The organism is Paenibacillus albidus, assembly GCF_014644435.1.
In the GTDB taxonomy this organism is placed as follows: domain Bacteria; phylum Bacillota; class Bacilli; order Paenibacillales; family Paenibacillaceae; genus Paenibacillus_AQ; species Paenibacillus_AQ albidus.
Genome location: NZ_BMKR01000033.1, coordinates 48,464 through 73,648, shown reverse-complemented (window position 1 = coordinate 73,648; position 25,185 = coordinate 48,464). Strand labels below are relative to the sequence as shown.

At 48.9% G+C, this 25,185-nt stretch carries 21 protein-coding genes and 2 pseudogenes; 11 read left to right on the top strand and 12 right to left on the bottom strand.

Features of this window, described 5'->3' with window-relative positions; all coding sequences use genetic code 11:
• Positions 1-110: 110 nt before the first annotated feature.
• Positions 111-818 carry a DNA alkylation repair protein gene (locus IEY53_RS26625; RefSeq protein WP_189030411.1) on the bottom strand — a complete coding sequence of 236 codons (708 nt, stop codon included), beginning with the start codon at positions 816-818 and terminating at the stop codon, positions 111-113.
• 414 nt (positions 819-1,232) lie between these two features.
• Here IEY53_RS26625 and IEY53_RS26620 point away from each other — a divergent pair, with 414 nt between their 5' ends.
• The 4 genes from IEY53_RS26620 (at position 1,233) to IEY53_RS26605 (ending at position 5,055) form a co-directional block, all read left to right on the top strand.
• Positions 1,233-2,063 (top strand): helix-turn-helix transcriptional regulator, encoded by an 831-nt coding sequence (locus tag IEY53_RS26620; protein ID WP_189030409.1) that lies wholly within the window; start codon positions 1,233-1,235, stop codon positions 2,061-2,063.
• Positions 2,064-2,230: 167 nt separating this feature from the next.
• Positions 2,231-3,253 carry an ABC transporter substrate-binding protein gene (locus IEY53_RS26615; protein WP_189030407.1) on the top strand — a complete coding sequence of 341 codons (1,023 nt, stop codon included), beginning with the start codon at positions 2,231-2,233 and terminating at the stop codon, positions 3,251-3,253.
• 129 nt (positions 3,254-3,382) lie between these two features.
• Positions 3,383-4,054 (top strand): response regulator transcription factor, encoded by a 672-nt coding sequence (locus IEY53_RS26610; protein ID WP_189030405.1) that lies wholly within the window; start codon positions 3,383-3,385, stop codon positions 4,052-4,054.
• The gene (locus tag IEY53_RS26605; protein WP_189030403.1) at positions 4,051-5,055 is read left to right on the top strand and encodes a sensor histidine kinase; all 1,005 of its coding nucleotides are present in this window, start codon (positions 4,051-4,053) and stop codon (positions 5,053-5,055) included. Before IEY53_RS26610 ends, IEY53_RS26605 begins: the two co-directional genes overlap by 4 nt.
• A 35-nt stretch (positions 5,056-5,090) precedes the next feature.
• Here IEY53_RS26605 and IEY53_RS26600 read toward each other — a convergent pair whose 3' ends face one another.
• Positions 5,091-7,055 (bottom strand): ABC transporter permease, encoded by a 1,965-nt coding sequence (locus tag IEY53_RS26600; protein ID WP_189030401.1) that lies wholly within the window; start codon positions 7,053-7,055, stop codon positions 5,091-5,093.
• On the bottom strand, positions 7,052-7,798 hold the full coding sequence (locus tag IEY53_RS26595; protein ID WP_189030399.1) for an ABC transporter ATP-binding protein: 747 nt from the start codon (positions 7,796-7,798) through the stop codon (positions 7,052-7,054). Before IEY53_RS26595 ends, IEY53_RS26600 begins: the two co-directional genes overlap by 4 nt.
• Positions 7,799-8,046: 248 nt before the next feature.
• Between IEY53_RS26595 and IEY53_RS26590 the strand changes: the two genes are divergently transcribed.
• Both IEY53_RS26590 and IEY53_RS26585 read left to right on the top strand, forming a co-directional pair.
• Positions 8,047-8,319, top strand: a complete 273-nt coding sequence (locus IEY53_RS26590; protein WP_189030397.1) for an Atu4866 domain-containing protein — start codon at positions 8,047-8,049, stop codon at positions 8,317-8,319.
• Positions 8,316-9,052: pseudogene (locus IEY53_RS26585) on the top strand (SDR family oxidoreductase). Before IEY53_RS26590 ends, IEY53_RS26585 begins: the two are co-directional and overlap by 4 nt.
• A 558-nt stretch (positions 9,053-9,610) precedes the next feature.
• Here IEY53_RS26585 and IEY53_RS26580 read toward each other — a convergent pair.
• From IEY53_RS26580 to IEY53_RS26550, 7 genes are all read right to left on the bottom strand, one after another.
• Positions 9,611-11,359 (bottom strand): hypothetical protein, encoded by a 1,749-nt coding sequence (locus IEY53_RS26580; RefSeq protein ID WP_189030395.1) that lies wholly within the window; start codon positions 11,357-11,359, stop codon positions 9,611-9,613.
• Positions 11,360-11,410: 51 nt separating this feature from the next.
• Positions 11,411-12,367: a sugar phosphate isomerase/epimerase family protein gene (locus IEY53_RS26575; RefSeq protein WP_189030393.1), complete on the bottom strand. Its 957-nt coding sequence runs from the start codon at positions 12,365-12,367 to the stop codon at positions 11,411-11,413.
• 31 nt (positions 12,368-12,398) lie between these two features.
• The gene (locus IEY53_RS26570; protein ID WP_189030391.1) at positions 12,399-13,271 is read right to left on the bottom strand and encodes a carbohydrate ABC transporter permease; all 873 of its coding nucleotides are present in this window, start codon (positions 13,269-13,271) and stop codon (positions 12,399-12,401) included.
• A gap of 25 nt (positions 13,272-13,296) precedes the next feature.
• A complete protein-coding gene (locus IEY53_RS26565; RefSeq protein WP_189030389.1) occupies positions 13,297-14,199 on the bottom strand; it encodes an ABC transporter permease in 903 nt (300 codons plus the stop codon).
• A gap of 77 nt (positions 14,200-14,276) precedes the next feature.
• A complete protein-coding gene (locus IEY53_RS26560) occupies positions 14,277-15,890 on the bottom strand; it encodes an extracellular solute-binding protein (protein ID WP_189030387.1) in 1,614 nt (537 codons plus the stop codon).
• 395 nt (positions 15,891-16,285) lie between these two features.
• Complete coding sequence (locus IEY53_RS26555; protein ID WP_189030385.1) at positions 16,286-18,538, bottom strand: helix-turn-helix domain-containing protein; 2,253 nt, start codon at positions 18,536-18,538, stop codon at positions 16,286-16,288.
• Between the two features lie 317 nt (positions 18,539-18,855).
• The gene (locus IEY53_RS26550) at positions 18,856-19,998 is read right to left on the bottom strand and encodes a glycoside hydrolase family 88/105 protein (RefSeq protein ID WP_229696378.1); all 1,143 of its coding nucleotides are present in this window, start codon (positions 19,996-19,998) and stop codon (positions 18,856-18,858) included.
• A gap of 263 nt (positions 19,999-20,261) precedes the next feature.
• Here IEY53_RS26550 and IEY53_RS26545 point away from each other — a divergent pair, with 263 nt between their 5' ends.
• The 3 genes from IEY53_RS26545 (at position 20,262) to IEY53_RS26535 (ending at position 22,752) form a co-directional block, all read left to right on the top strand.
• Positions 20,262-21,173 (top strand): helix-turn-helix transcriptional regulator, encoded by a 912-nt coding sequence (locus tag IEY53_RS26545; RefSeq protein ID WP_189030378.1) that lies wholly within the window; start codon positions 20,262-20,264, stop codon positions 21,171-21,173.
• Positions 21,174-21,231: 58 nt separating this feature from the next.
• Positions 21,232-22,305: a hypothetical protein gene (locus IEY53_RS26540; RefSeq protein WP_189030376.1), complete on the top strand. Its 1,074-nt coding sequence runs from the start codon at positions 21,232-21,234 to the stop codon at positions 22,303-22,305.
• A 66-nt stretch (positions 22,306-22,371) separates the two neighbouring features.
• Positions 22,372-22,752, top strand: coding sequence for a hypothetical protein (locus tag IEY53_RS26535; protein WP_189030412.1), 381 nt, complete (start codon positions 22,372-22,374; stop codon positions 22,750-22,752).
• Here the strand turns inward: IEY53_RS26535 and IEY53_RS26530 are convergent.
• A pseudogene (locus IEY53_RS26530) lies at positions 22,744-22,923 on the bottom strand (amino acid permease); the annotation flags it as partial. The gene IEY53_RS26535 and the pseudogene IEY53_RS26530 overlap by 9 nt on opposite strands.
• Positions 22,924-23,199: 276 nt before the next feature.
• Here IEY53_RS26530 and IEY53_RS26525 point away from each other — a divergent pair.
• The gene (locus IEY53_RS26525; RefSeq protein ID WP_189030372.1) at positions 23,200-23,736 is read left to right on the top strand and encodes a PadR family transcriptional regulator; all 537 of its coding nucleotides are present in this window, start codon (positions 23,200-23,202) and stop codon (positions 23,734-23,736) included.
• A gap of 45 nt (positions 23,737-23,781) precedes the next feature.
• Positions 23,782-24,600 carry an SDR family oxidoreductase gene (locus IEY53_RS26520; RefSeq protein ID WP_189030370.1) on the top strand — a complete coding sequence of 273 codons (819 nt, stop codon included), beginning with the start codon at positions 23,782-23,784 and terminating at the stop codon, positions 24,598-24,600.
• Positions 24,601-24,675: 75 nt separating this feature from the next.
• Here IEY53_RS26520 and IEY53_RS26515 read toward each other — a convergent pair whose 3' ends face one another.
• Entirely contained in the window at positions 24,676-25,176 is a 501-nt protein-coding gene (locus IEY53_RS26515) for a VOC family protein (RefSeq protein WP_189030368.1), read from the bottom strand.
• Between the last annotated feature and the right edge of the window lie 9 nt (positions 25,177-25,185).

Sequence of the window (25,185 nt, the reverse complement as noted above, 5' to 3'; positions counted from 1 at the left end):
GGTGTCGTATTAAACTAATTGCATATAAATAAGGCTGTCGAGACTTTCTCGACAGCCTGAGCAGCCTCATGGGCTGCTTTGAATTCGTGTATGGTAGATAAACGGCACGTTTAGCACCTTACATGTTTACGTTTGAAACCAATCTGCCCTTTATCAACTGCCTTTTGAATGTTTTCGGAAGCACGCAGGAAACTGCTTTTCTTCTTGTCCCGTTTCATTTCTACTGGGCCTACGGCCTGTGCGGTCTCGACCGCCTGATCATGGAGCGGCAAATAAGATACCCCCACTGTGTACATAAAATTATTCATGGCGGATTTAGTTCGTTCAGGGGAATCATGAATCGTATTTTTCACAGTCTCAAGCATATTAGCCAGTTTTCTTTCGGAAAATTCATCGTCCGTACGATTCCCCAAAAGCCAGCAATAACAACTCCAGCCTGCTGACATTCTCAGCTCCTCGCCGCTTGCGATCCATTTATCGGCAACCTCTTGCGCAAAATCTGTTTCTGCCAGGGTTACTGCAACCACATAATCAGACAGCATATAAAAGTAAGCCGCATCTATCCAACGTTCAAAATCCGCTTCAGTCATTGCTTTGGGGTCTGCGATGATGCCGGCAAAGTACATTGCGTCGTAGTTCCCTGTGCTGTAGAGCTGTTCAGCCAAGGGTTGATTGACTTTTATTTTCTTGGCGATGGGTTTCATATCACCTGTACCCACCCCAAAAAGAGGTTCTTGTGCGCCATTGGATACGTACATTTTTTTGGTTCGTTCCTTGCCGAGAGCTTCAAGCTCTTGCATAACCGTTGTTATATTCATTGTTTAACACTTCCTTCTTTATAAGCTCTATATAGATTGAACTTATAATTTTTCTAATTGGGATTGGATCATGACTACGGCGAATGTTTGGACTTCCGGCCGCTGCCCGTCTGCAGATTTCTTTATTTATACCGCCCTTCGCGGTTGAAATCTGCAGGGCAGCTTATGCTTACGATGCGAGCTTTCCTACGGAAAGCTTTCGGGCGGTCGCTACCGCTCCTCTTTTTATCAATGTCATCGATTAAATGCTCCATATCAGGCACCTCAGGATCTAATTTTATAATAAGTAAACAGTTCGGCCATTGCAATGGAGAGACATATTCTCTATAATGGCTTCGTAACTTGCAATTGATAATGAATCTCATTTATATATTGAGAATCTTAGGGTTAACGATTGTTTAGGAGGATCCTTGGATGTCGCGAACCTATGAAGAGCTTGCGCAATATTTCGCAACAACGCCGATCCAGCTGTTCGGTGTGTACCGCACTTGGCTGGAGGGCAACCGTATTTATAGCGGACATGTCCACAAGCCCACTGCCAAATGTGGTGTCATCATCGCACTCGAGGGGGAAGCCACGTTCGTTTTCGACGAAGTGGAGCGTTACAGACTGAAGCCTGGCCACATCTTGTTCGGAGGAGCGGGCCGACAATTGGAAGTAGCTCCGGGTACAGACGGTTTCCAGTATTGCCTGGCTCATTACCTGCCGAGCGGGCCAGCTGATGAGAAGGAACAGCGGCGTCCGGAGGACATTACCTGCCTGGAGGTTACACTAAATCCGGAGTTGCTGCGGCTGGTGGAGCAGCTGCTGAACGCCGCTTCCGCTCCAGAAGTGATGGATAAGCTGAATCAACGATCCCTATTTTACCAGTTAATCACCAAAGTGCTGCAATCTGAGCGTTACCATCAGAACAAGGACAGCTATCTCGTTATTGAGGACGCAATCCGGTATATTCAGTCGCATTTCACCGAGCCGCTGACGCTGACAAAGCTGGCCGACCGTTACCAATTGAAGGCTAAATATTTTTCATATCTGTTCACCAAATATACCGGGACAGGCCCCATTGATTATCTGATCCATTACCGGATGAATAAGGCACATGAGTGGCTGTTAACGAAGCAATTCTCTGTATCCGCCGTTGCCAAAAGCATTGGGTACTCGGATCCGTACTATTTCAGCAGACTGTTCAAAAAGTATAAAGGGGTTGCGCCCAGCCAAGTGGACTTCGACAGCAGAGAGGGCTGAACGTGCAGGAATTCATTTCACCGGTATCAGGGGGTCTGATACCGGTGAAATTGTCCATCCTCGGATCGGGAATCTCTTCATTCTCACCGGACTCGTGTGATGATACTATTGTGATTGTAATTGATAATGATCATCATTTTCAAAGATGAAGAGAGGATGCCCAATATATGAAAGATCGCAATACCACATCATGGTCTGCCTTATTTTCAGGGTTTATCTGTTTGCTCCTGCTTCTCAGTGCCTGCTCAAGCAATGCAGAGTCTAATAATGGAGGAACGGCCAGCCCGCCGCCAAAAGCGCCCGAACAAGAAACGGCGGCTCCCGCCGTTTTCCCGCGAACGGTCGAAGCGGCCAACGGCAGCATTGTCATTCAGGAAAAACCGGAGCGCGTCGCTGTCGTTCACTGGGGATATGTCGATTCCATCCTGCTATTCGATTTGAAGTCGATTGGCCTCGCGCTGCCGTTCACGAAGGACAGTTCCTCCCTGAACACCGACACGTATAAACCGTACGTTGCCAAGGTCGGGGAGCTCGCCATTATCGGCGAGAACACGACCGTCAATATGGAGGCACTGCTGGAATATGCGCCGGACATCATCATCGCAGGCAATGTTACCAACGCCGAGGTAACGGATCAACTGGCGAAAATCGCGACAACGGTCGTCATCAATGAAGCAGACACCGACGTGTGGAGCAATTGGCCGGCGCTGGTTACGAAGTTTGGAGAGATCTTGGGCCAGGAGAATGTCGCGGAAGAGTTCATCGCCGGATATCAAGCCAAGCTGCAGGATGCCAAGGAGAAACTGGCCGATGTCAAAGGAACTGTCGCATTCCTTCAAGTGCGAAACAACGCCGTATGGCTGGGTGGAACGAAATACTTAGTCCCCTATTACGACAAGGGCCTCGGACTGAAGGCACCGGAGAGTCCGGCCATGACGGAAGGCGCTGAGATGTCACTGGAAGGTTTAAGCGCGCTGAACCCGGACCATTTGATTCTGGGATACTTCAACTATGAGAATCCGTCAGCAGCCTCCATGACAGACGAGTGGGAGCAGAGCGAAGTTTGGAAAGACCTGAAGGCGGTTGAGAGCGGCCAGACGCACGCCGTCAACGGTGCGCTCGCAATGGGCTACGGACCACTTGGCAACACCTATGGCATCGAAGCCGTATTGAAAGCACTGGACAAGTAAAGAGTTATGGACATAGCTTTCTCCACTGGGGGAAAGCTTTGTCCATTTTTTCATTGTATAATTTATTCAAGCCTGCGAAATTTGAGTAATTAAGCTATCATTATTTCATTGTGAGTTGGAGGAATTCCTTTGTTTCGAATCATGATCGTAGAAGACGACGAGAAAATCAGACATATTGTAGCCGACACTCTGCGTAAATGGCAATACGAGGTCATTGAGGTATCCTCTTTCGAGCAGATATTAGACGAGTTCGTGAACGGGCAGCCGCATTTGGTGCTGTTGGATGTGAATTTACCGATGTATGACGGGTTTTACTGGTGCCAGCAAATTCGTCACGTCTCTAAGGTACCCATTATTTTCCTGTCCTCACGCAATCAGAACATGGACATCATCATGGCGATCAATATGGGCGCGGACGACTACGTGCAGAAGCCATTCGACCTCAGTATTCTTGTGGCGAAAGTGAGTGCACTGCTGCGCCGCAATTACACCTACCAGGATGAGAGCCTGCAAGTCACCCATCGTCAGCTTATTCTTCACCTGTCCAACTCCTCCATTCAGTATGGGGAGCAGACGGCAGATCTGTCACGGAACGAATTCATTATAATGCAGACCCTGATGCGGAATCTCGGCAAGATCGTCCCCAGAGACGTATTGATGCAGGCGTTATGGAATGATGAGCAATTTGTGGACGACAATACACTGACTGTCAATGTGAACCGCCTGCGGCGTAAGGTTGCCATGCTAGGGGTCGAGGATTTCATCGTTACACGTAAAGGAATGGGGTATCTCATCGAATGAGATTCTGGCGATTTATTAAGTATGAACGGCCGTACATGTACCTTTATGCCATAGGCTTCTTTCTAACGATTGCCGTGTTTGCTACAGATCCGCAAGTTACATGGCACTGGAACAGTTTCTTCTATGCGCTGACACTGCTCCTGTTCTGTCTGGCTGGTTTCCTGCTCCATCGCTACCAGAAGAATGTGCAGGCCATCCACCGCATGCACGATGACGACACCGAGCCGTTGTCTCTGGAGGCGGAAGCTCACCGCACGGCCACACAGCAGCTGGAGATCAAGCATATTCGCGCCCTGAATGAAGTGCAGGATAAGCAAAAAGAATATTATGACTTTATCGTCTCATGGTTTCACGAGATAAAGACACCCATTGCCATTCTGCGGTTGATGCAGCAAACGGAGATCGATCCCAAAAGCCTGGAGGAAGAGGTCTCACGAATCGAGCACTACGTGGATCAAGCCTTGTATTATGCCAAGCTCGACAGCTTCAACCAAGATTACGAGATTGTGAACTGTAACTTGGAGGCACTATCCAAAGAGGTTGTTAAAAATCACTCCAAAACCTTTATTTCCAAAAAAATAGGCATCCAATTGGACATACAATCCACCTTCGTGCAGAGCGATTCGAAGTGGCTGTTTTTTATCGTAAACCAGTTGGTCACGAATAGTCTGAAATATTCCTATGACCAGGGACAAATCTCCATCGCCACACGGGTCACGCAGCAAGAGAAGCTGCTCATCATCCGCGATAATGGCATCGGCATTGACCGTAAGGACCTGCCGCGGATATTCAACCGGGGATTTACGGGAACCAACGGGCGTACGTTAATTAAATCGACAGGCATGGGTTTATACCTGGCCCAGGAGCTGTCGAAGAAGCTGGGACACTACATCACGTGTGAATCCGAGGTTGGAAGCTTCAGCGAATTCACGATCCACTTCCCGAAGAACCATGATCCTTATCTGAGCATATTGCAACCAGACAGCGAAAAAACGCAATGACCCGCAGTGGGAAATTGCGTTTTTTGCCGTGTCCGCTAATCATTTTCGTTTACGATTTTATAATAAATATTCGTGGAAGAGACGTAGAACAGCAAGTAGATCAGGAAGTAGACGCCCATGATGCCCCAGACCATGCCTGTAAGTCCGGGGAAACCCTGCACGGAATCGAGAATGTAATAATTGATAATAAACCAGCTGTGCAGCACACCCAGCACAAGCGGCGGAAAAAATACGAACAGCAGCTGCTTGCGGATCACGTTTTTCATTTGCCGGTTATCCACGCCGATTTTGCGCAGGATCGAGTACTGCTGCCTTTCATCGGTAGCTTCGCGCAATTGCTTGAAATATATGACGCTGGCTAACGCGAAGATCGCGATCAGCGCGAGGAACCCGCTGGAGAACAGCATCAAGGATGAGCCTTCAATCTGCTTCGAATACACATCCGCGAACGAGGAGTAATAGGCGCCCGGCGTCTGTGTGACGATGGCGTGTACTTGCTTCGAGAGCTCCTCGGCATTTCTGGCGTCGCCAATCCCGTAGATTTCAAAGGACTTGGTGTCCGCATGACCGGACATGTCTTGATACGCGGCATCGGAGATTACGAACACTGCCGGCTTTTTGATCATCGAGTCCTCCGGGTCCGAGGCCCAGCCGAGGTACGCGTAATCTTTTTTCTCAGTCAGCTTGAATGTCGTTTCCGTATCCGTCCTAACTGTGAAGCTGGACTGCTCTCCTGGTGCATACCGCTTTGGAAAGTCCGATCCTTGCGAAAGAGTGACCGCTTCATTCCCTTGCAGCTTTACGCTTTGCTTATGGCCCCGCTTCGCGATCAGCTCGTTGTAGGTCCGCTGAGATACAAGCAGGATATCGGATGTGTAATATTCAGGATTATCCACTGCCATATGCATATCAGTCACAGGTGAGACCACTAAACCCTCATGCGTCAGGTGAAAGGTAATCTCGTGCTTTGAACTTTTGATCAAGTCATCGATTTTAGCGTTTGTTGCTTGTTCCAGTGACTGGAATGCTATATGGTTCGGCAGATTTCTCCCCACCGCGTCAAACTGTACCTTGTAGTTAATCGTCATAAAGCACATCAGCATCATGATTGCCGCACTGAACAAGGAGATAAACGTTAGATTCAAGGTGTTGCCCCTGATTTGAAAACGCAGAGAAGAGGTCCACAGCACTGTATTACCTTCGTGGTAGCTCTTATGGCGGCTTAGTGCCTGAAGCAGCCACCCTGCAAATTGACGGAAAAACAAATACGTTCCACCAATAATTCCGATGGTCACGGCAATCATACTCCAGGTTGCGTAGTCCTGCCAGAAAGTGGATCCCTTCCCGCTGCTGATTAAAGCGAAGGCCATGCCGAGAAGAAGCAATGAGAATATCGCAATAACGGCGGAGACCCGTACAGGCTTTTCTGACCTCTGCTTGGCATGGAACAATTCCGTAAGCTGCACCCGGTTCACCATAATATAGCTTTGTACACTGATGATGAGGGCCAGTAAGAAGAACAACCCTGCGGTGGAAAGCATGGCTTGAACAGGGAACGACAGCGAGATGACCTGATCATACTGCATCAGGTTCATCAGCAGCATCCCGAAAAGCTTGGACAGCAAGCCTCCCAGCAGTACTCCTGTTACCAGGGAAATCGCACTTATAAACAGCGTTTCATAGAATACCATCACCGTAATTTGACGTTCGCTTAAGCCATACAGCAGATACATCCCGAACTCTTTTTTGCGCTGCCTCATGAAGAACGAATTGGCATACAGAATGAAGAAAATGATGAATATAAAGACGACAACTGACGCAATGGCTACACCCGTTTGGAAGTTACCGCGGTTTTGCAGCGCATCCATAATATCTTCGTTATACATGAGAGACGAGAACGTGAATTGAATGATGACGCCCGTGATCATGGAGAATAAATAGATGGTATAGAGGCGGAAATTACGCTTTACGTTCCGGATCGTTAGATCGAGCAGACTCATCGCAGTTTGCCCCCCATAAGACTGTGGGTTTCCAGAATACGGTCGTAGAAGGCCTTCTGGGTCTGATCACCGGCATAGATCTCATTTACAATGCCCCCATCGCGCAGAAAAATGACTCTTTTACAATAGCTCGCGGCATAGGTATCATGAGTGACCATCATAATCGTCGTGCCAAACGCTTCGTTTAAGCCAACCAGCTGCTCCAGCAATTGAGTCGCAGACCGTGAATCAAGCGCCCCTGTCGGCTCATCGGCGAATACAATTGCCGGTTTCGTAATGATCGCCCGCGCCGAGGCTGCCCGCTGTTTTTGTCCGCCTGAGATTTCATTCGGATACTTATGCAGGATTTCCTCAATATTGAGCGCCTGCAGAATGGGCACCAGCCTCGCTTCCATCTCCTCGGACTTGAACTTGCGCAGCGAAAGCGGCAGCAGAATATTTTCTTTCACCGTTAACGTATCCAGCAAGTTATAGTCTTGAAAAATAAATCCCATACGCTCCTGCCGAAATTGCCGGAGTAATCTTCTATTCAGATCCAGCAGCGACTTCCCCTCCAGCCACACCTCACCGCCGGTAAATTGATCAATCGTAGATAACACATTCATCAGCGTGGATTTTCCTGACCCCGAAGGCCCCATAACCGCTGTAAGTTCTCCGGCTTCAATCACCACATCGATATTTTTGAGTACTGGTGTTGTTCCATAAGTTTTGGATAAATTTTTGGTTTGAATGACGGCTCCCATATTCTGTTCTCCCCTTCCTGTTACTCACTATAGCCACATTTTGCAACAACAACCATAGAAGTAACACAGGGCAAAATGACGCTTTTGTCACTAACAGAGACCTTCGGGCAACGCTACGCCTTAACTTGTGTTAGCGGTCTTGGAGGATTAGGCAATTATTTGCCATGAATCTTCTACCGGGCACAATTACTGTTGTTCCATAATAAAGCTACATCCAAAATTTCAAATCGGAGAGGGCTGAGTTAAGCATGAATACAAAAAACACATCCTATGTCAGCATGTGGGTTACCGCAGACGGGCATATCCGCCAGGAGTTGCTGCCAAACGGACGTTATGACGAGGCACGCGGCAACAGGCAAAGCGCATACACAGGCAGCTACACGCTTAAAGGGGACCGGATCGATTATATCGACGATACAGGGTTCACAGCCGATGGTGAATTTCGAGACGGTGTGCTCTACCATGCCGGTATGATCTTCTATCGTGAAGAACAAACAATCAAAGGAGCGAATAACCTATGAGAAATGTAAAAGGAAAAGTGGTTGTCATTACAGGGGCAAGCAGCGGGATCGGTGAAGCGACGGCGCTTCTGCTTGCCCAACATGGGGCCGCGTCGTATTGGGGGCAAGGCGGTTAGAAAGGTTAGAAGCTCTCGTCTCGGAGATTCGTTCCAAAGGAGGTACGGCAGAATATCACGTTCTGGATGTGACCCAAAGGGAGCAGATGGATGAATTCATCAGCTTTGCAAACAGCACATTCGGACAAGTGGACGTCATCGTGAACAACGCGGGCGTGATGCCTCTCTCACCGCTTGAGGCTTTGAAAGTGGATGAATGGGACCGCATGATTGACGTGAACATCCGTGGTGTACTGCATGGCATTGCAGCGGGACTTCCGATTATGAAGCAGCAGCACTTCGGCCAGTTTATTAATATCGCATCCATTGGGGCATACAGCGTAACCCCAACCGCTGCGGTATACTGCGCTACAAAATACGCCGTCCGGGCCATCTCTGAGGGATTGCGTCTGGAGGTTGGCGGCGATATCCGTGTGACTCTGATCTCCCCGGGCGTTACGGAATCTGAGCTTGCCGACAGCATAACGGATGAGGAAGCCCGCCAGTCCATGAAGGAGTACCGCCGGATTTCCATTCCGGCGTCCGCTATTGCCCGTTCCATTCTCTATGCCATCGAGCAGCCTGCCGAAGTTGATGTGAATGAGATGATTGTCAGACCTACGTCCAGCGCCAATTAAATCACAAAAACCCAAGGCCTTAATCCTGCATCTTGCATAGATTAAGGCCTTGGGTTTGCCGTTACACTCGATGTTCATTATAGATGATCCTGACAGAGCTTCATGCGTCCTTTTCCGTTACACGGAGTGCCTTATGGTGGTTAATTTGTTCAGCAGTTCGTTAAGCCGATCTATGTTTTGTTCATTGCCTTCATGCAGTAAGCCTTGGCTTGCCCGAACTCTTCGATTTATCAAATAGCTGGCTCATTCGAAAGCGGCCTCCCGGGAGGTACGCTGAAGCCTAGGGGGGGATCGCAAGAGTGCACTTTATACATCAGGATGGGAAAAAGTAGGCTCGTTTTAGGATTTCAGTGTATTTGGTGCAGCATGAACCGCAGCATTCGCCGAAAAGAGCCTTATGGCTATCCTTTGAATGTACAAAATACATCATGATGGAGGTTTAAGCCTCGTTTAAACCATTCTGAGGTACTATATACATTAGAACTGATCGAAGTCTGGTGACGAAGGCTAATCCATATCAAACATTACCGCTGTTCTTTTTAACCGGTCTGCAGAGGGTTACTCTCTTATCATGGAAGGGGATAGGGTAATGGTAAACGTCTTGTCGAACGGGGTCATAAAGTTGACCAGCACCGCCTTGCAGTTATTCTGCAGCTTCGCCTCACGTACCGTAGCTGCCAGATGGCCCAGTTCGCCCCCCGTCAGTTCAATCCAGTCCTCGCCGCAAACGTAGCGGAGGTTACCACCACTCCAGAGGTAACAGTCCTCTCCAACAGACTGCAGTTCTCCCGAGGTGAAGCTTCCTTCCAAGCCAAAAATGAAGGATAGCTGGGTCATGACCTCTCCCGGCTTATTGCCATGCACCCGCAGTGTCCAGCCCTTGTCAGTACGCTGAACCTCCGCCTCCACACGGAACGTCTGTTCATGCGTAAGCGGGCGGCTCTGGTGCGGGAGTAAATACCATGGGCTTACCGGCGCCCTGGATGTTTGCGGGAGCAGCGCTCCTTCGACTGGACCGTAATACCCCTTCTTTTGCTCTCCTGCCAAGCGGTATCCTTCAGGCTGCCTGGTCATTTCCTGCATCGGCACATACCCGGGATAAAAGTAAGAAGCCAGCTGCACGGCCAGCAGTCTCACGGCACCATGACGGAGCGCAAAAAAGGATGGTGTCTCCGTGATTAGCGTCACGCTGGTCTCTCCGTCCCGGTAGCGGGCCACGGGCGCTCCGAAATCGGTATGCAGCCGGCTGTGGTAGATCCGCCCCTGATGGCCGGACTCCTCCATATTCTGCAGATAGCTGTGCCGCAGAAAATCACCGTTCAATATTTTCTCATATTTCACGGGAAGGTCCGCCGGTGCCTCAAAGGGCTGCTGGAGCTCCGGCTCCAATAGCATCCGCACAAGCACGTTGACAGAGCAGACGCCCGGATCGGACAGTGCCCGCCCGGCCCATTCAGCCATGCCCGCAAGGAGTGCATCCTTGTCGGAACGGGCCAAAATGGCATACGGCAAATAATACGGAGACAGATCGTGAAAGCTTCCCAGATCCTGCCGTCCGGAATAATCGGTAACGACCTCACCCGTAGGATGGACCAGATAGACCATCATGTGCAAATTCAGACGAACCGGGTCCAGCAGCTGCGGCCGGTCCAGCAGACGGGCCGCATGTATCAGCATGATGTCGCTGACTGCGCTGTAAATGCCATTGCTGCGTTCCGTCCATTCGCCGTCCGGTGTAATGTCCATTCCTTCCGCCAGCCACTGATCCGCCCGCTGAACGGCCTCTTCCAGCCCAAACATTTCATGCAGAAAGCCAAGCGCTGCGCACAGCACCCAGCGGTGGTTCGGCGTGTGGCAACCTCCCGTAAGCATGGCGGGAATCGTGCGCTTGAGAAACAGCCGCATATTGTCCAGCACCGGCTGCAGTGGCGCCCACTCCTGCTGCGCCAGCAATTGGTACAGCTGAGCGTAGCCAACGATGACAAAGGCCGTATCCGGCGGAGAATGATAGTTCGTCCAGCCTGGAGAGATGGTGCCATCCGCATGCTGTGCACGCAGCACGAATTCTGTAGCCAGCAGCAGCCGGTCCAGCAGCGGTTCATCCCGGTAGTACTTGGAATCGGGGTTGGCCAGAGCAGCCCCCCAATAACACATATCGGTCGGCGTGCCGGTCGTGTGATTGACCCAGGCAATCCCCGTGCCGGGATCAATTGTCCCGCCATAATAGCGGCTCACCGGATCGAGCACCTGCCGGGACAGTCCTGCCTCCACCGCCTTGTCATTACTGTCCACCAGTTGCTTGTACATTGCAAAATTCCCTCCAATTCACATTCTGCTCCAGCCTGCGGTCTTCTTCGCTCAGCATCCGGCCTGTCCTCTGCCCGCCAGCTTGGCGGCAAGCAATTGATGGCTTGCATTGATTTCCTCCGGCCGGCAGGCCGCCTTCAGCTCATACACCTTGACCTGCGCCCGCTCAATCATCGGTAGATAAGCATCATAGAAATCCATATCCTTGCTGTGGACATAAGGGCACCAGTGGTCGGAGAGACCGATGGTCTCATGAATGTGGACACCCACAATATCATCCATCAGGCCTTCCATTTCCCCCACACTGTCATACAGACCCAGACGGTCCATCATAATGGCATGACCGGTGTCATACCATATGCCCACAGGCGCTCCCTTTAGCGCCCTTATAATCGTCCGGGCTTCCGCAAGCGTCGGAATCTGCTGCGGCCTGGAGCGTGTCTCGATGCCAAAGCGGACGTTCAGTCCCTTGGAAGCGGCCTGGTTGCACACTTCATCCAGGCTTTCGGTAATTGTCTGAACGTAGCCGGCACTATAAGCTGCCCGCCGCTCCATCAGTTCTGCCCATTTGCTGCGGTAAACCTCCGAATCTCTGCCCTCTCCGTTATAAATCTGCCCCAGCTCCCTGCTGATGTCATTCGGAAAGGGTACTTCTCCGGGATGCACCACAACAGCTTCGCCGCCGTAGCGCTGGGCGTATTCGGCCGAGCGGACCAGCAGCTGGATGGCCCGCTGCCGCTTCTCCTCCTCCTCGAAGCCGAGCAGCACGGAATCCGTGCCGTAATCGGGATCTCGAACATGCGGGAAGGTGTTGTGGACGCTGGAGATGCCGATCTCCCCCCGCTCAATCATCGGCTCTATGGTTGCCAGCATTTCTTCAGTCACATTATAGTTCAGCTCTACCCGCCGAAAGCCGAGATCGCGGATCTCCTGCAGCATGCCGCTGCCTGAAGTATGCCGCTTAATATTCCAGCAGGTTGAGAACGAGAACGCCCCTTTGTCCTCCATAGAAATCCCCCCTTTCATTACGCCTTTCAGTTCAGCCTTTGACCGCGCCTAACATGACACCGCTGACAAAATATTTCTGCAGCCATGGATAGACGGCAAGGATCGGCACCGTAGCGAAGACGACAGTGGCCGCCTTAAGGCTCTCCGGTGTCAGTGCAGTCCGGTTGGCACCCTCAAGCTGTGTCAGTTCCGATACCATATTGTTCTGCACCATCTGGAACAGCTTAAGCTGGAGGGGATACAGATCCGGATTGTTGATATACATAAGGGAATCCTGAAAGCCGTTCCAACGTCCCACCGCATAGAAGAGAGCCAGCGTAGCCATAACCGGCATGGACAGCGGCAATACGATACTCGTCAGTGTGCGGAAATGGGAGCTGCCATCAATTTCAGCGGATTCCTCCAGGCTGGGAGGAATGTTATTGAAAAAGGAAATCAGAATAATCAGGTTAAAGGGGCTGACCAGGCCGGGCAGAATAAGCGCCCACACCGAATTAAGCAAATGCAGATCGCGGATCAGCAAATACTCAGGGATGATACCGCCGCTGAAGAACATCGTGATAACGATCAGATACATAAAAAATTTGCGGCCCTTCAGATTTCCTTTGGTCAGCGGATAGGCAGCTGCAATCGTGAAGAGCATGCACAGCACGGTTGTGGCAGCCGTCAGAACAATCGTGAAGATGAGAGAGCGGATCATCGCATTGTCGGAAAACACTTTAATGTACGCATCCCAGTTCACTTCGATGGGAAAAATCGTTACTTCTCCGGAAGTAATTGCCCGGTTGGAGCTGAGCGACACGGCAATCACATGCAAAAACGGAGCCAGGCAGAACAAAACGAACAAGGCAACAAACGTAATATTAACGATATCAAATATCCGGTTTGAGGTACGTTCACTCATAACACTCCGCCTCCTTCCTTCTTTATCATAAAATACCGTCTCCGGTCACTTTTTTCGAAATATAGTTGGAGCCGAGAATGAACACCAGCCCCACCACAGCCTGGAACAATCCGACTACGGTAGCCAGCGTATATTGGCCCGATTCCAGACCGATCCGGTACACAAAGGTGCTGAGCACATCCGAATATTCACGAACAGCCGTATTACCGATAATGTAAGGCCGGTCAAAGCCGATGCTGACCATTTTCCCGAGATTGAGAATAAGCAGTGTCACGATGGTTGGTTTAATGCTGGGAAGCGTAATATAGCGGATTTTCTTCAGCCTTGTCGCTCCATCTACTTCGGCAGCTTCAAACAGCTCCTTGTTGACACCGGTCAAAGCGGCCAGATAAAGGATAGTGCCCCAACCGGCACTTTGCCAGACACCTGTGAACAGGTAGGTGATCAGCCACGGATTTTTTTCGGTCAGAAACGGGACGGGATTCAGACCCAGACTCTCCAGTACACCGTTCACCATACCGGATTGGTTGCCGAACAATTGATATACGATCCCCCCGATAATCACCCAAGAAATAAAGTGGGGAATATACAATATGGTCTGAGATATTTTCTTGAACCATACCGACCGGATTTCATACAGCATAATCGCCAGTATGATCGGGGCCGGGAAGGAGACGAGCAAATCCAGAAAATTCAGCATAAAAGTATTGCGCAAAGTGCTGTAGAACTCCCTCATTCCAAAGACCTCGCGGAAGGCGTCGAAGCCGATCCACTCACTGCCTCCAATCCCCTCAAACAAGTTGAAATCCTTAAAAGCAATCTGCACGCCATACATCGGACCGTAGCGGAAGATCAGGAAATAAAGAATAGGCAGCGAAAGCAGCGCGTATAATTGCCAATACCGTCTAAAGTATGCCTCTTTGCTCAAGTCGGTTTCCTCCTAAGGAGAAAAACCGGGTGGAGCGGTATCACACCTTTCCCCCCCGGTTTTCACTTTATATTTGTTTATTGAGCCGGAAGCTCCTTAAGCGCCTGTTCCAGCTCCTCTTTCAGCTTGGCTCCGCCCAGGGACATGTAATCCTTCATCTCCTGTTCGTAAACCACTTCGAATTCCTCCGGTTTGACCATCGCTGTCTTTACAATAATCACGGCAAGTTTGTCATTGAGTGTGGTGCCGTATTGGGATTCCGCTTCGATCGGCTTGCCGAAGACGAGCGGGCCGACTGTATCGGTGTTGGCAATCGCGATCGATTGCTTCAGCGTTTCCTGGTTGTGTTCCGGGAAGCCGCTCACCCATGCTTTTTCATTGGTGGCCTGATCGCCGATGTTTTTACCGTTGGAGATGATGGCCATGTCGCCGGCGTTATAAATGCGGTCAACAATTTCTTGAGGAGCATCGGCTTTGACGACGGGAATGCCATCGACCAGATCATAGTTCTCCCCTTCAACACCGCTGTACATATCAATCAGATTATTGTCCGAAGCCATCCAGTCCAGATACTTAACCGCTTCTACCGCCCGTTTGCTGCTCTTCGGAATCATGATATACATACCGTTTGAGGCATAGCGGGATTTAATGTGCTTGTTGTCAACCTTGGCATTGGTCAGGACGTCTGCCGGGAGCACCTTGCTTCCCTGCACATTTTTGTAGAGATTGTCCAGGGTGCCGTCGGCATAGAACAGGACATCCACATCCTCCGACCAGTAACCTACATTACCGTTCTGGATATCCTTGGCGAGCTGGGTTTTATCCTCATCCAGACTGAAATCCTTGCTGATCAGCCCTTCATTGTAGAGCTTGTTCAGAAATTGCATCGCATCCTTAAAGCCCTCATGAAGCGGCAGCTCGTAACGCTGGCCGTAGGTCAGATCGCCGCTGACCGGCTTCATAAAGGAATAAATCAGTGTTTCAAATTGGGCCGGAGCTAGCGCCATGCCCATGGGGATATTTTTGCTGCCGAGACCACCCGGGTCCTTTTCTTTAAACGCTTTCAAAGTGGTGTATAGCTCATCGGTCGTCGTTGGCACAGGCAAGCCCAGCTTATCCAGCCAATCCTGGCGGATATAAGAGCTGTAGCGGCCCGTAATCGCCCGTTTACCAGGGATCGCGAACTGCTTGCCGTCAAGCTGCCCGAATGCCAGCGTATCCTCGCCAATAAATTTCTTCAGGTTCGGGCCATGTTCATCGAGCAGTGCTCCAACATCGGTCAGACCACCCTGCTGGGCGTAGCGGTAAAATACGCTGGAGTCATACGTAAACACAATATCGGGCACATCGGTATTGCTCGCCATCAAAACGTTCAGCTTCGTAACTTCCTCGGAGCGTTGAATCGGTACAAATTCGACATCAATGTTATTCGGATCGCCGAACCGTTCCTGCACCAGTTTAGTCAGATAGTTGTTGGTAATGGTATGCGGTGCCGGGCTGTTGCCGCGGTCAAACACTTCTACCTTAAGCGTGACGCGCTCTGCACTGTCTCCCCCTGCCGCCGAACCCCCGTTTGCCGTGTTGTTTTTTGAATCGGAAGAGCAGCCGGCCAGCAAGGAAACCCCCATTACTGCGGTCAATCCGATCCCGATTGCCTTCTTCAGAACTCCTTGGTTTACGTTCACTGTCATTTTCCCATCTCCTTCGCCTTTCGGGCTTAATGGTGACTTTATGATTCCCCCAGCATAGACCTGTCTGTCCCTAAACGGCGCCCCTGACATGTTGCTTGTTTTACCTCTGCACTGCCTGGCCGCTTGTTGTTCCGGGATGCCCACAGTATTTCATGAACCCCGGTGGTTTGACAATAAACCTGTTTCGGATGCTTCCCTAACCGTGAATTCGGACTTCCTGTTTATCCATACAACCATTTTCGTATGATAAACCGCTTTCAAAAATGTGCAAAAAAAGGCCGCATCCATGTGTTTGCGCCCTCCTGGCAGAGGTTTGCGGGCAGGAATGCGGCCCCTATATTCCAAGAATAAACTCAGCTGTTCACGTGCTGCCCTAAATACAAATGGCATGCGGTTCAGGTTCTGGCCGTTGGGCGGCCGCGCTTCGAAGAACGGTAATCGCCCGGCGTGATTCCTGCGACTCGTTTAAATACCCTTCCGAACGTAATAGCATTCGCGTAGCCCACCTGGAGCGCGATATCCTGTAGCGAATACTCCGTTTCCAAAAGCAGCTGTTCGGCTTTTTTCATTCGCAGCTCTGTAACGAAATCAATAAATTTCATATTAAACTCTGTTTTGAAAAGATAGCTGGCGTATTTGCCCGATACCTGAAACCGGTCGCTTAGGTGCTTCAGGGAAAGATCAGGATTGGCAAAATTCTCCTCAATATAGTTCTTCATCTCGGTGACCATCGCCCGGTAGCTTTTGGTCTCGCTGACGGAGACATAGGTGCGGAATACATCGGTGAAATACTCAAACAGAATACCCTTCACTTCATCTATGGACTCTGCCTCTTCCAGCAGCTTCAGCCGTTTCGCAGCATTCTCCGCTGACAGTTCGTCCTGCAGTTGCTCTGACATCACGGCCACTTCCCGGCTCAACATCTGCAGCATGGCCTGGATTAGAGAGCGAATATCGTTATCCTGCAAATAATCTTGTTTAAACGCCTCGAAAATTCCGTCCAACTGCTCCCGCCATTGGCCGCTCGACATCCGGAACTGCTTGACAAACTCGGCAATCATCTGCAAATACTTGTACGTTTCAAGCAGCGGCTGGCGTGCTTTTCCGCCTTCCGCCAAGGCGATGTCTCCGTGCATCAAAAGCTTGTGCTGCATTACATTCCCTGCTGCCACATAGGAATCCCGGATCGCACCCGGACCGGTCACGGCCGGTCCGATGCCGAAGCTGAGGGAGATACGCAAATTCTGCTCTACCCAGGAGTGGCAGCCCTCGGCGAATATGCGGATTTTCTCCGTCAGCTCTTCATCGCTTCCCGTCGCCAGGAAGAGAATCGCTGCACGGTCGGTCCCGATCCACTCCGCCCAGCCCTGCAATTCCGCACTGCGGGCCAATTCCTGAAAGACATTCATCAAGGCAAATTTGAGCGTGTTCTGATCGCCCCTTGTGTACCGATCCTGAAACACCTTCTCGTAGCGGTTGATTTCGCTGAGCACAACCGTAAAGCGGGATGTGGAGTGAGCACCGGAGAGCGGCGACAGCTCTTCCAGCCGCTGGACGACATTGTCCAGCCGCTCGCTGTGGAGCAGATCGTTGAATAGCTTGCTGCGCTGCAGCAGCAGATTCTCCTTGCTCTTCTTGTCATAATCCGTCATATGATTGATCAGATCCTCCAGCACCCCGTCAATGAGCATCATTTCGTCCGTTCGGTCGTTGGATTGGTCCATCTTCCGGATTTGATGGCCTTCAATCCGGTTCATAATCACCTGAATCGGCTTATAATTTCGCCGCGTAACATAAACCAGGTATAGAATCGCACACACAACCGTTCCAATGGCAATAGCCACCCAGAGATAGGAAATCACGGACACCCAGCTGAACAGGTTCCCAGCCTTGATCCCGCTGGCAAACGTCCAGCCGAGCCTTTTCAGATGCAGGGTATTCAGCTGCTTTCCATTCCGGACGCCCTCACTGTCCGAATGCGCCTGGTACACGACCTGTCCATCGCTGTCAAGAATGGTCAGGAAGGACAGCTGTTCGTTGACCATACTGTCAACGATCTGTTCAATCCCGCTCATTTTGAGATTGATTACGAGCACTCCCTCCGAGCCGAAGGGCAGAGGCATGCCTTTGTTTATGGTAAGCACACGCACAGACGTGCGCTGAATGAACCCATCCTTGTATTCCCTGACAGGCTGCCAGCCCTCCGGCAAAGGGCCGGAGGTTATGCGGTTTATCCAGTCTTCGTCTGCAAATCCTGAAAGCTCCTTTAATCCAGTTTCTGTTAAAACGCTTTCATTTGTCTTATCATAAAGGTAGATGGACTGAATATAGGGCGATTCGCGGGTCAGATTGCGCAGATTCTGGGCAACGGCATAGATGGTCCCCTTATCTGTCTGGCCTTGATTGTTGAAATAACGCTTGTAAGCATCACTGCGCTCGGCAGCTTCCAGTACGGACAATTCGACTTCCTTGACCGTTCGGTCCACATTATCCACGAGATAGCTGGCGGTAATGCGGTCCGCTTTTTTGGTTTCCGTTCGTGAAATATCGTTGATAAACACAAAGGAGGCAAAAATCAGTATCGTCACGGTAAGCAAAAAAATAGGAAAATAGGACAGAAGTAATCGGTGATACCAGGTCCGGAACAATAGACAACCCCCTCCATTACAACCGTTAGGATACCCGGCCGCGGTTCGGCCGTTGATGCATGAGCCATTCAATTTTGACTGTGCTTCATGGACAATCTTCCGTCCGAATTGCTGCCATTATAGCACATGCGGCGCGGACCCGGCCAACGAAGCAAGCAGAGGGAATACAGCCAATTTTACCCAGGTTGCTTTTATTCCAAGATGTCCCTGACCCTAAAAAGGCGGGGTGTGCACAGCCGTAGCCGCGCAACCCCGCATACCCATCTCTTCGTCTTGCCACCAAGCGGCGGTTAATCGCCGGTCCTATTTCTCGGCACTCAACAGTAATACAATGCTTCGCCGAGTGCAACTGAAGCCATCGCCTGCCCATAGGCCATCGGGGCAATAATGATCTGCTTATAATCTTCTTTTAGAGCACCGATTGGTGTACCGCCGGATACGCCAAGCACTGTACCCTTACTGTCGATTCTGCCCAGTATGGCCTGAATCGCCTTTAGTGCCGGCTGTGCATACGACTCCGGCAGCAGCCCACTGCGGGCACCGTGCAGAATACCAGCCGCTATGGCGGCCGACCCGGACGTTTCAGTATAACTGCCGGGATCATCCAGCAGCGTATGCCATAACCCGTCCCCGCTATGGCAAGCCAATAAGGCCTCTGCCTGTGAATGCAGGATCTGCTGAAGATAAGTGAAGACTCCACTGTCCAGATACGGGCGCATTAGCTCCAGATATTCCGGCAGACCAAGTGTGAACCAGCCATTGCCGCGGCACCAGAAGGCTTCACTGAAATTATGCCGCCCCCCAAAATGCCAGCCGTGAAAGAACAGTCCCGTCTTTTTGTCATACAGGTATTTGATATGCAGCAGCAGCTGGTACAGCGACGCTTGCCGCCATTCGGAATTATCGTATTTAACCCCCATTTTTGCCGTGAACAAAATAGCCATAAACAGCGTATCAATCCAGATTTCATTGTCATTGAGCGTAATCTCATGTTTACTCGCTCCTGTGGTGACATGCTGAAAGCCAAGCTCCTTCGTCCGCGGCAGGCCATGCATCAGCCAATGCACCCATTCGAGGCTCAATTCCTCCGCTTCCGCCAGCTCCATCAGTGACAGCAGCGGGGCTGTTGTGTTGATATTCCGGCTCGGTAGCCCCTTCTCCAGCTGCTTATCCATCCACGGCTTGGCATAATCCTGATAACGGTTGTCCTTGAAATGCCGCTCAAGCTTTTGAAGCCCGTATAACCCCACTCCCTGCGGCCAGTCCCATTCCTCCATTCCGAAATCACGGGCAAAATACCCCCGCCGCCCCGCATCCTCCCCTAAATTCTGCAGCTCGGCTTCATTGTCCGGCCGCTCGAGCTTCAGCAGCTTATCCGTCACGCGGTTCAGTTTCCCAATTAATTCGGTTTTGTTAACCCGGCTGTTGTCCATCAGTTGCTCCGTTCCTTCTCCTGCCATTGTGGGGTCCCCTCTCATTGTTGGTGCCTGCTCCTATTCATTCTAAAACCTGTGTTTTTCAATTTCAGCCTGACGCCGGGCCAGCTTCTCTTCTGTCAAAAACATCCTGCCTCACTCCTTGCATCCGCTTTCATATTGCACTATAACAAATCCCTCTACTCAAAAACTACGTTATATTTGCCATAATGACCCCCATACATTGCAAATCTTGCTTTTCTGGTCGTATAATAAGTGCAAATTACAGAAGATGGCGGTGAGAGCCTATGCTGGAAAGCGATTTGTTGTATGCGCAAGGGTATAGCGTAAACATCAATACTCCAGTTGATTCTCTTTTTTATTATTTCGATTATGATGAACGGTCCCACAATATCAATATGGAGTTTCAGCATTTTCATGATTTTTACGAAATTCATATTTTACTGGATTCCAGAGCCGTCCATATCATCGAGGGGAATATCTATGCCCTGCAACAATATGACATTGTTCTACTTCGTCCGTACCGGCTGCATAAGACACAATATCCGGTAGGTCCTCCGCATAAGCGGCTGATCATTAACTTTTCCATGCCTAGGAATATACCCGGCTTAGAAACCGCATACAAAAATATGCTTCTTCCTTTTACTGAACAAGTGCCGATCTACCGTTTAACGGGCGAGCCGCGCAGAGCCGTATTTGATCCCCTTAACGCTATCTTCACCTTATCGCACGGCGTTTCACCGCTGAATCCGGTGCTGATTCACAGCCTGTTCCAGCAGTTTATGTGCGTTTTGTGCCAGCAGCGGGACCGGAACAGTTATGTGAAAGATGAGATCGGAAATACGATTATGCAAAAAATATACTCGGTCACCGCGTACATCCACAGTCATTGCAACGGTGAGCTATCCCTTGATACCATTGCCAAGGAGTTCTATATCAGCCCGTATTATTTATCGCACCAGTTCAAGTCGATCACTGGCTTTACACTAACCGAATATATCCAGATGACCCGGGTCCGCAATGCCCAGCAAATGTTGCTCTACACCCGTGATAAGATTTCCGTTATCGCTGAGCAATGCGGATTTAACAGCTTCTCACAGTTCAACCGCGTATTCAATAAGCTTAGCGGCATGTCTCCTTCCGAGTTCCGCAAGCAGCAGGCCGCTTCCAACACAGCTTCAACCCTGCTGTCTTATTGATGCCCTGCTTTTTATCGCATAATAATAGTGTGACAATCAGGTGAGGAGGTTATAACTGATGGAATTTCAACTCCTGTATAATGAATATCTAAATCTAAAATTTGACAGAGGCTTACCGGCCATAAAAACGGACAGCTTTGAATACTGCCTATGTGAAGACGATACCGCAGAATTATTTTTTATCGGCCCTGAGCATGAATCCTTTACAGAGTGGGCGTATGAATTACAACCTAAAGATCCTAATTACACCGTTAGTCCGGACTGGAAACCTGTGCTGTCGGCTTCTTTTAACCATCTGGATGTGTATGATGAGCTTATATTTTATTATCTGTTGTTTACCATTAACACGACGACCTCCGTTGTCCACAAGAATCCGTTCAATGCAATGAATGATTTTATGAAGAACTATTGCTTTTTTCAATTCGCTCAATTAACGGATGCCGCCACATTAAACGATGCACAGAAACATCAATTAAGAGACTTTTTCTTCTTTTTCTACCTCTATGCTCACCCGGTTAATGAGGAGACGCTTTACTCCTTTTCTTTCAGCAGCCAAGATTTGGTTCATACGAAAACGAATATAACTATGGAGCATTATTTCTCTGAGTATCACGATTTCTATAGAGCGAACTTGGAGAGGTACAGCAATGAAATAAACCTGACTCCTGAAGAAATCGATGCCTGTAAAGACCTCACTTTGCAGCTGTTAGGACTCCTAGAAGGAAAACAGCCCAAGCTGAGCCTGCCGCCGGAGGAAGGATTAGACGCTATATTACAGCTAATTAATAACGTGGATAACTTGATAGACACTTATTCGGACAATAAGACAAAGGTATTCGAGATGATGCGCAGCTTTCTCTTGGATAATCGTGCTGCTCCCTATCGCGATCATTGTTTCAGCACTTTGCTGCAGAATTTTGTTTGTTATATCCTTTATTTTAATTTTGACGAGATCAATCATTTGGTGGACTACTTTAAAGGTGATCCAGTATTGTGCAGGAGAGTCATCAATAAAATCTTTACGGAAACTATCTTTATGCAGCGGATCATGTGGCAAAACCATATCGATATTGCTGAGTATACGAGGGTGACCGAATTTTTTGACGAGCAGGCCAGAAGGTTCTATCTTTAATTGAAAACAAGCAGCAGCACTATCAGATGAACTGTAGAAATCTTAATTCAAGGTGGACGATTTTTGATGAAAAGCCAGTTAAGAAATATAACCATTGATGGTCACGCATTTGTTTATTGGTATTCGAGCGGATATCATCTCACGTTAAATCTTTCCCCAAAAGAGAATAAGAATACTAAAGTCACACTAATTTTCCAGGCAGATCCGCCAGACGAAGATCCTCATACATTTTGGGCATTTTACGATATTACAGCACATAAAAATGATCTGGAAACAACAATTCACCTAGGCAGGCCAAAACATATAGCGGAGATCATCTCGTATCTAATGAAAGATCGGCAAAAGTGGTTTACCAAAGGCAAATCTCATATTCTAAATAATGCGTGGGATCTGCTAAAGGAAATGGGATATTCAAATTTAAAACCGGTTTGGATTGGTGAATGGTAGCTTTTGAAAGGAAAGAAGAAACCCGAAACCCCGTTTGGAAATCCCCCCATGTGCCCCAATATTACTGAAAGTCACTGTTCCGGCATCTGTTTTGAATCCAATCACCAGCAAAATTGCCCAGATGGCAATCAACACGAGAATAGTCACTACCTTGGTTAAAGCAAACCAAAATGCCGCTTTTGATTCCAGCTGCGGTCCCATGTATCCTCGTAAGGAATATCGTCCTCGCATAGGAAAAAAAGGTCATAACCCTGTGCGTTTTTCAGGGCGGCCCGGATTAAGCGTTCAGGTACTCGGCCGTGGTAATCGCATTGGTATCGACGTTTTTTCTAGTGCATCTCTAACCCGCCACTTTATACTTCAGATATATATTGACATGTTATATATTGGTTTGATATATTGTGATCGAGATATACAGATATTTCTAAACTACAAGGAGGTCAAATTTTGAACAGTCAGGATGTTATTTTAGGCATGCTTATGAAAGAAGCGTTGACTGGATACCAAATAAAGCAGCTATTAGAAAATGTATTCTCTAATTTCTACAGTTCTAGTTATGGAACGATTTACCCCACACTTTCCCGCATCGAAAAGGAGGGATTGATCACTAAGGAAAGCGTGCTCCAGGACGGTAAGCCTAACAAAAATCTTTTAAATATAACGCCTAAAGGCAGAGATTGTTTTAATGCCTATTTACTAGCCCCGCTAGAAGGAGACAGTATCAGGAAATCTGATTTTATGATGAGGCTTTATTTTGGTGAATTCGTTGGGTATGACAAGGTGATTATTTGGTTGAAGCAAGCCCAAGAGGAATCAAACACAAAATTAGATCAATTGCTTGAGCAATATTCGCTCTACAAAGATGAAATGCATCCAGCGCAGGTCATCTGCATCCAAATTGGGATAGAAGAATATAAAGCTAAACTTACAACCATTGCCGAGGGATTGGTAAGCCTGGAGCAGTTAGTGCAGGAGCAGAGCTGAATGTAGTGAATCCAAACACTCACACAACTTTTAGGAGGAATTGTTATGAAAACAATATTTATCACGGGTGCCTCATCAGGCATTGGGAGAGCTACAGTAAAACATTTTGCTGAAAGAGGATGGAACGTAGTAGCCACGATGCGTTCACCCGAACAAGAAACTGAATTCATTACACTGGATAATGTGTTGGTGCTAAGGCTTGATGTCGAGAAAGAAGAGACTATTCAATCTGCGTTAGCGGAGGCGATTGGGCGGTTTGGTAAAATTGATGTTCTTCTTAATAATGCCGGTTATGGAACAATGGGTCTTATAGAAGCAGCTACGGAAGAGCAGATTAGAAGACAGTTTGAAGTGAATGTTTTTGGTCTGATCAGAATGACTAAAGCCATGTTGCCACATTTTAGAGCCAGTCAAGAAGGTATGCTGATCAATATCTCTTCTATGGGAGGGAAAGTGACCTTTCCTACGATGTCTCTGTATCATTCATCTAAATTTGCGGTGGAAGGTTTTTCGGAGTCGGTATCTTATGAATTAGCCTCACAAAACATCAAAGTAAAGCTGATTGAACCAGGTGCTATTAAAACCGACTTTGGCGGAAGATCGATGGAGTTCTTTTTTAATGATGCATTAACAGATTATAAGCCGTTTACTACTGCGTTTCGGGGTAAATTGGGTGAGATGGAAAAACAACCGGCATACGCTTCACCTCCAGAAATTGTTGCCGAAACCATATACCAAGCGGCCACAGACGGTACAAGTCAATTCCGGTATGTCGTTGGAGAAGATGCCAAGATGCTCATTCATATGAAAGAAAATACAGATGAAGTAGAGTATCTAACAAATATAGCTCAGCATTTTTCTTGAAAAAAGAGGTGATCATCCAGATTGGACATGGCCACCCAAATACATAGTGGGTGGCCTTTCTTTAACTTTCAAGGGTTATAATCCGTCGTATGCTTGCTGTAACGATTCCATGTCAATTTTGGCCTTCGTTTGAAGCAATGCCTTCATCACTCTTTCTGACTTTTCCGGATCGGGGTCGCATATCATTTCCGTTAAATTGCCTGGGATGATTTGCCACGATACTCCGAACTTATCTTTCAACCAACCGCACACCTGAGCCTTTTCATCTCCACCCTCGGAGAGCTTTTCCCAGTAATAATTCAATTCTTCTTGATGTTCACAATGGACAATAAACGATATCGCCTCTGCGAACTTAAATTGGGGACCCCCATTTAATGCGACGAAGTGCTGCCCTTCCAATTGAAATTCCACGGTCATGACTTTGCCCTCAAGTGTACTTTCGTAACTCTCTTTGCCATAGCGGGTGATTCTGCCGATTTGGGAGTTATTAAATACGGATGTGTAGAACTTAGCTGCCTCCTCTGCTTGCGAGTCGAACCACAGGTTGGTTGTGATCTTTTGTATTTTGTTTCCCATCATTTTTGC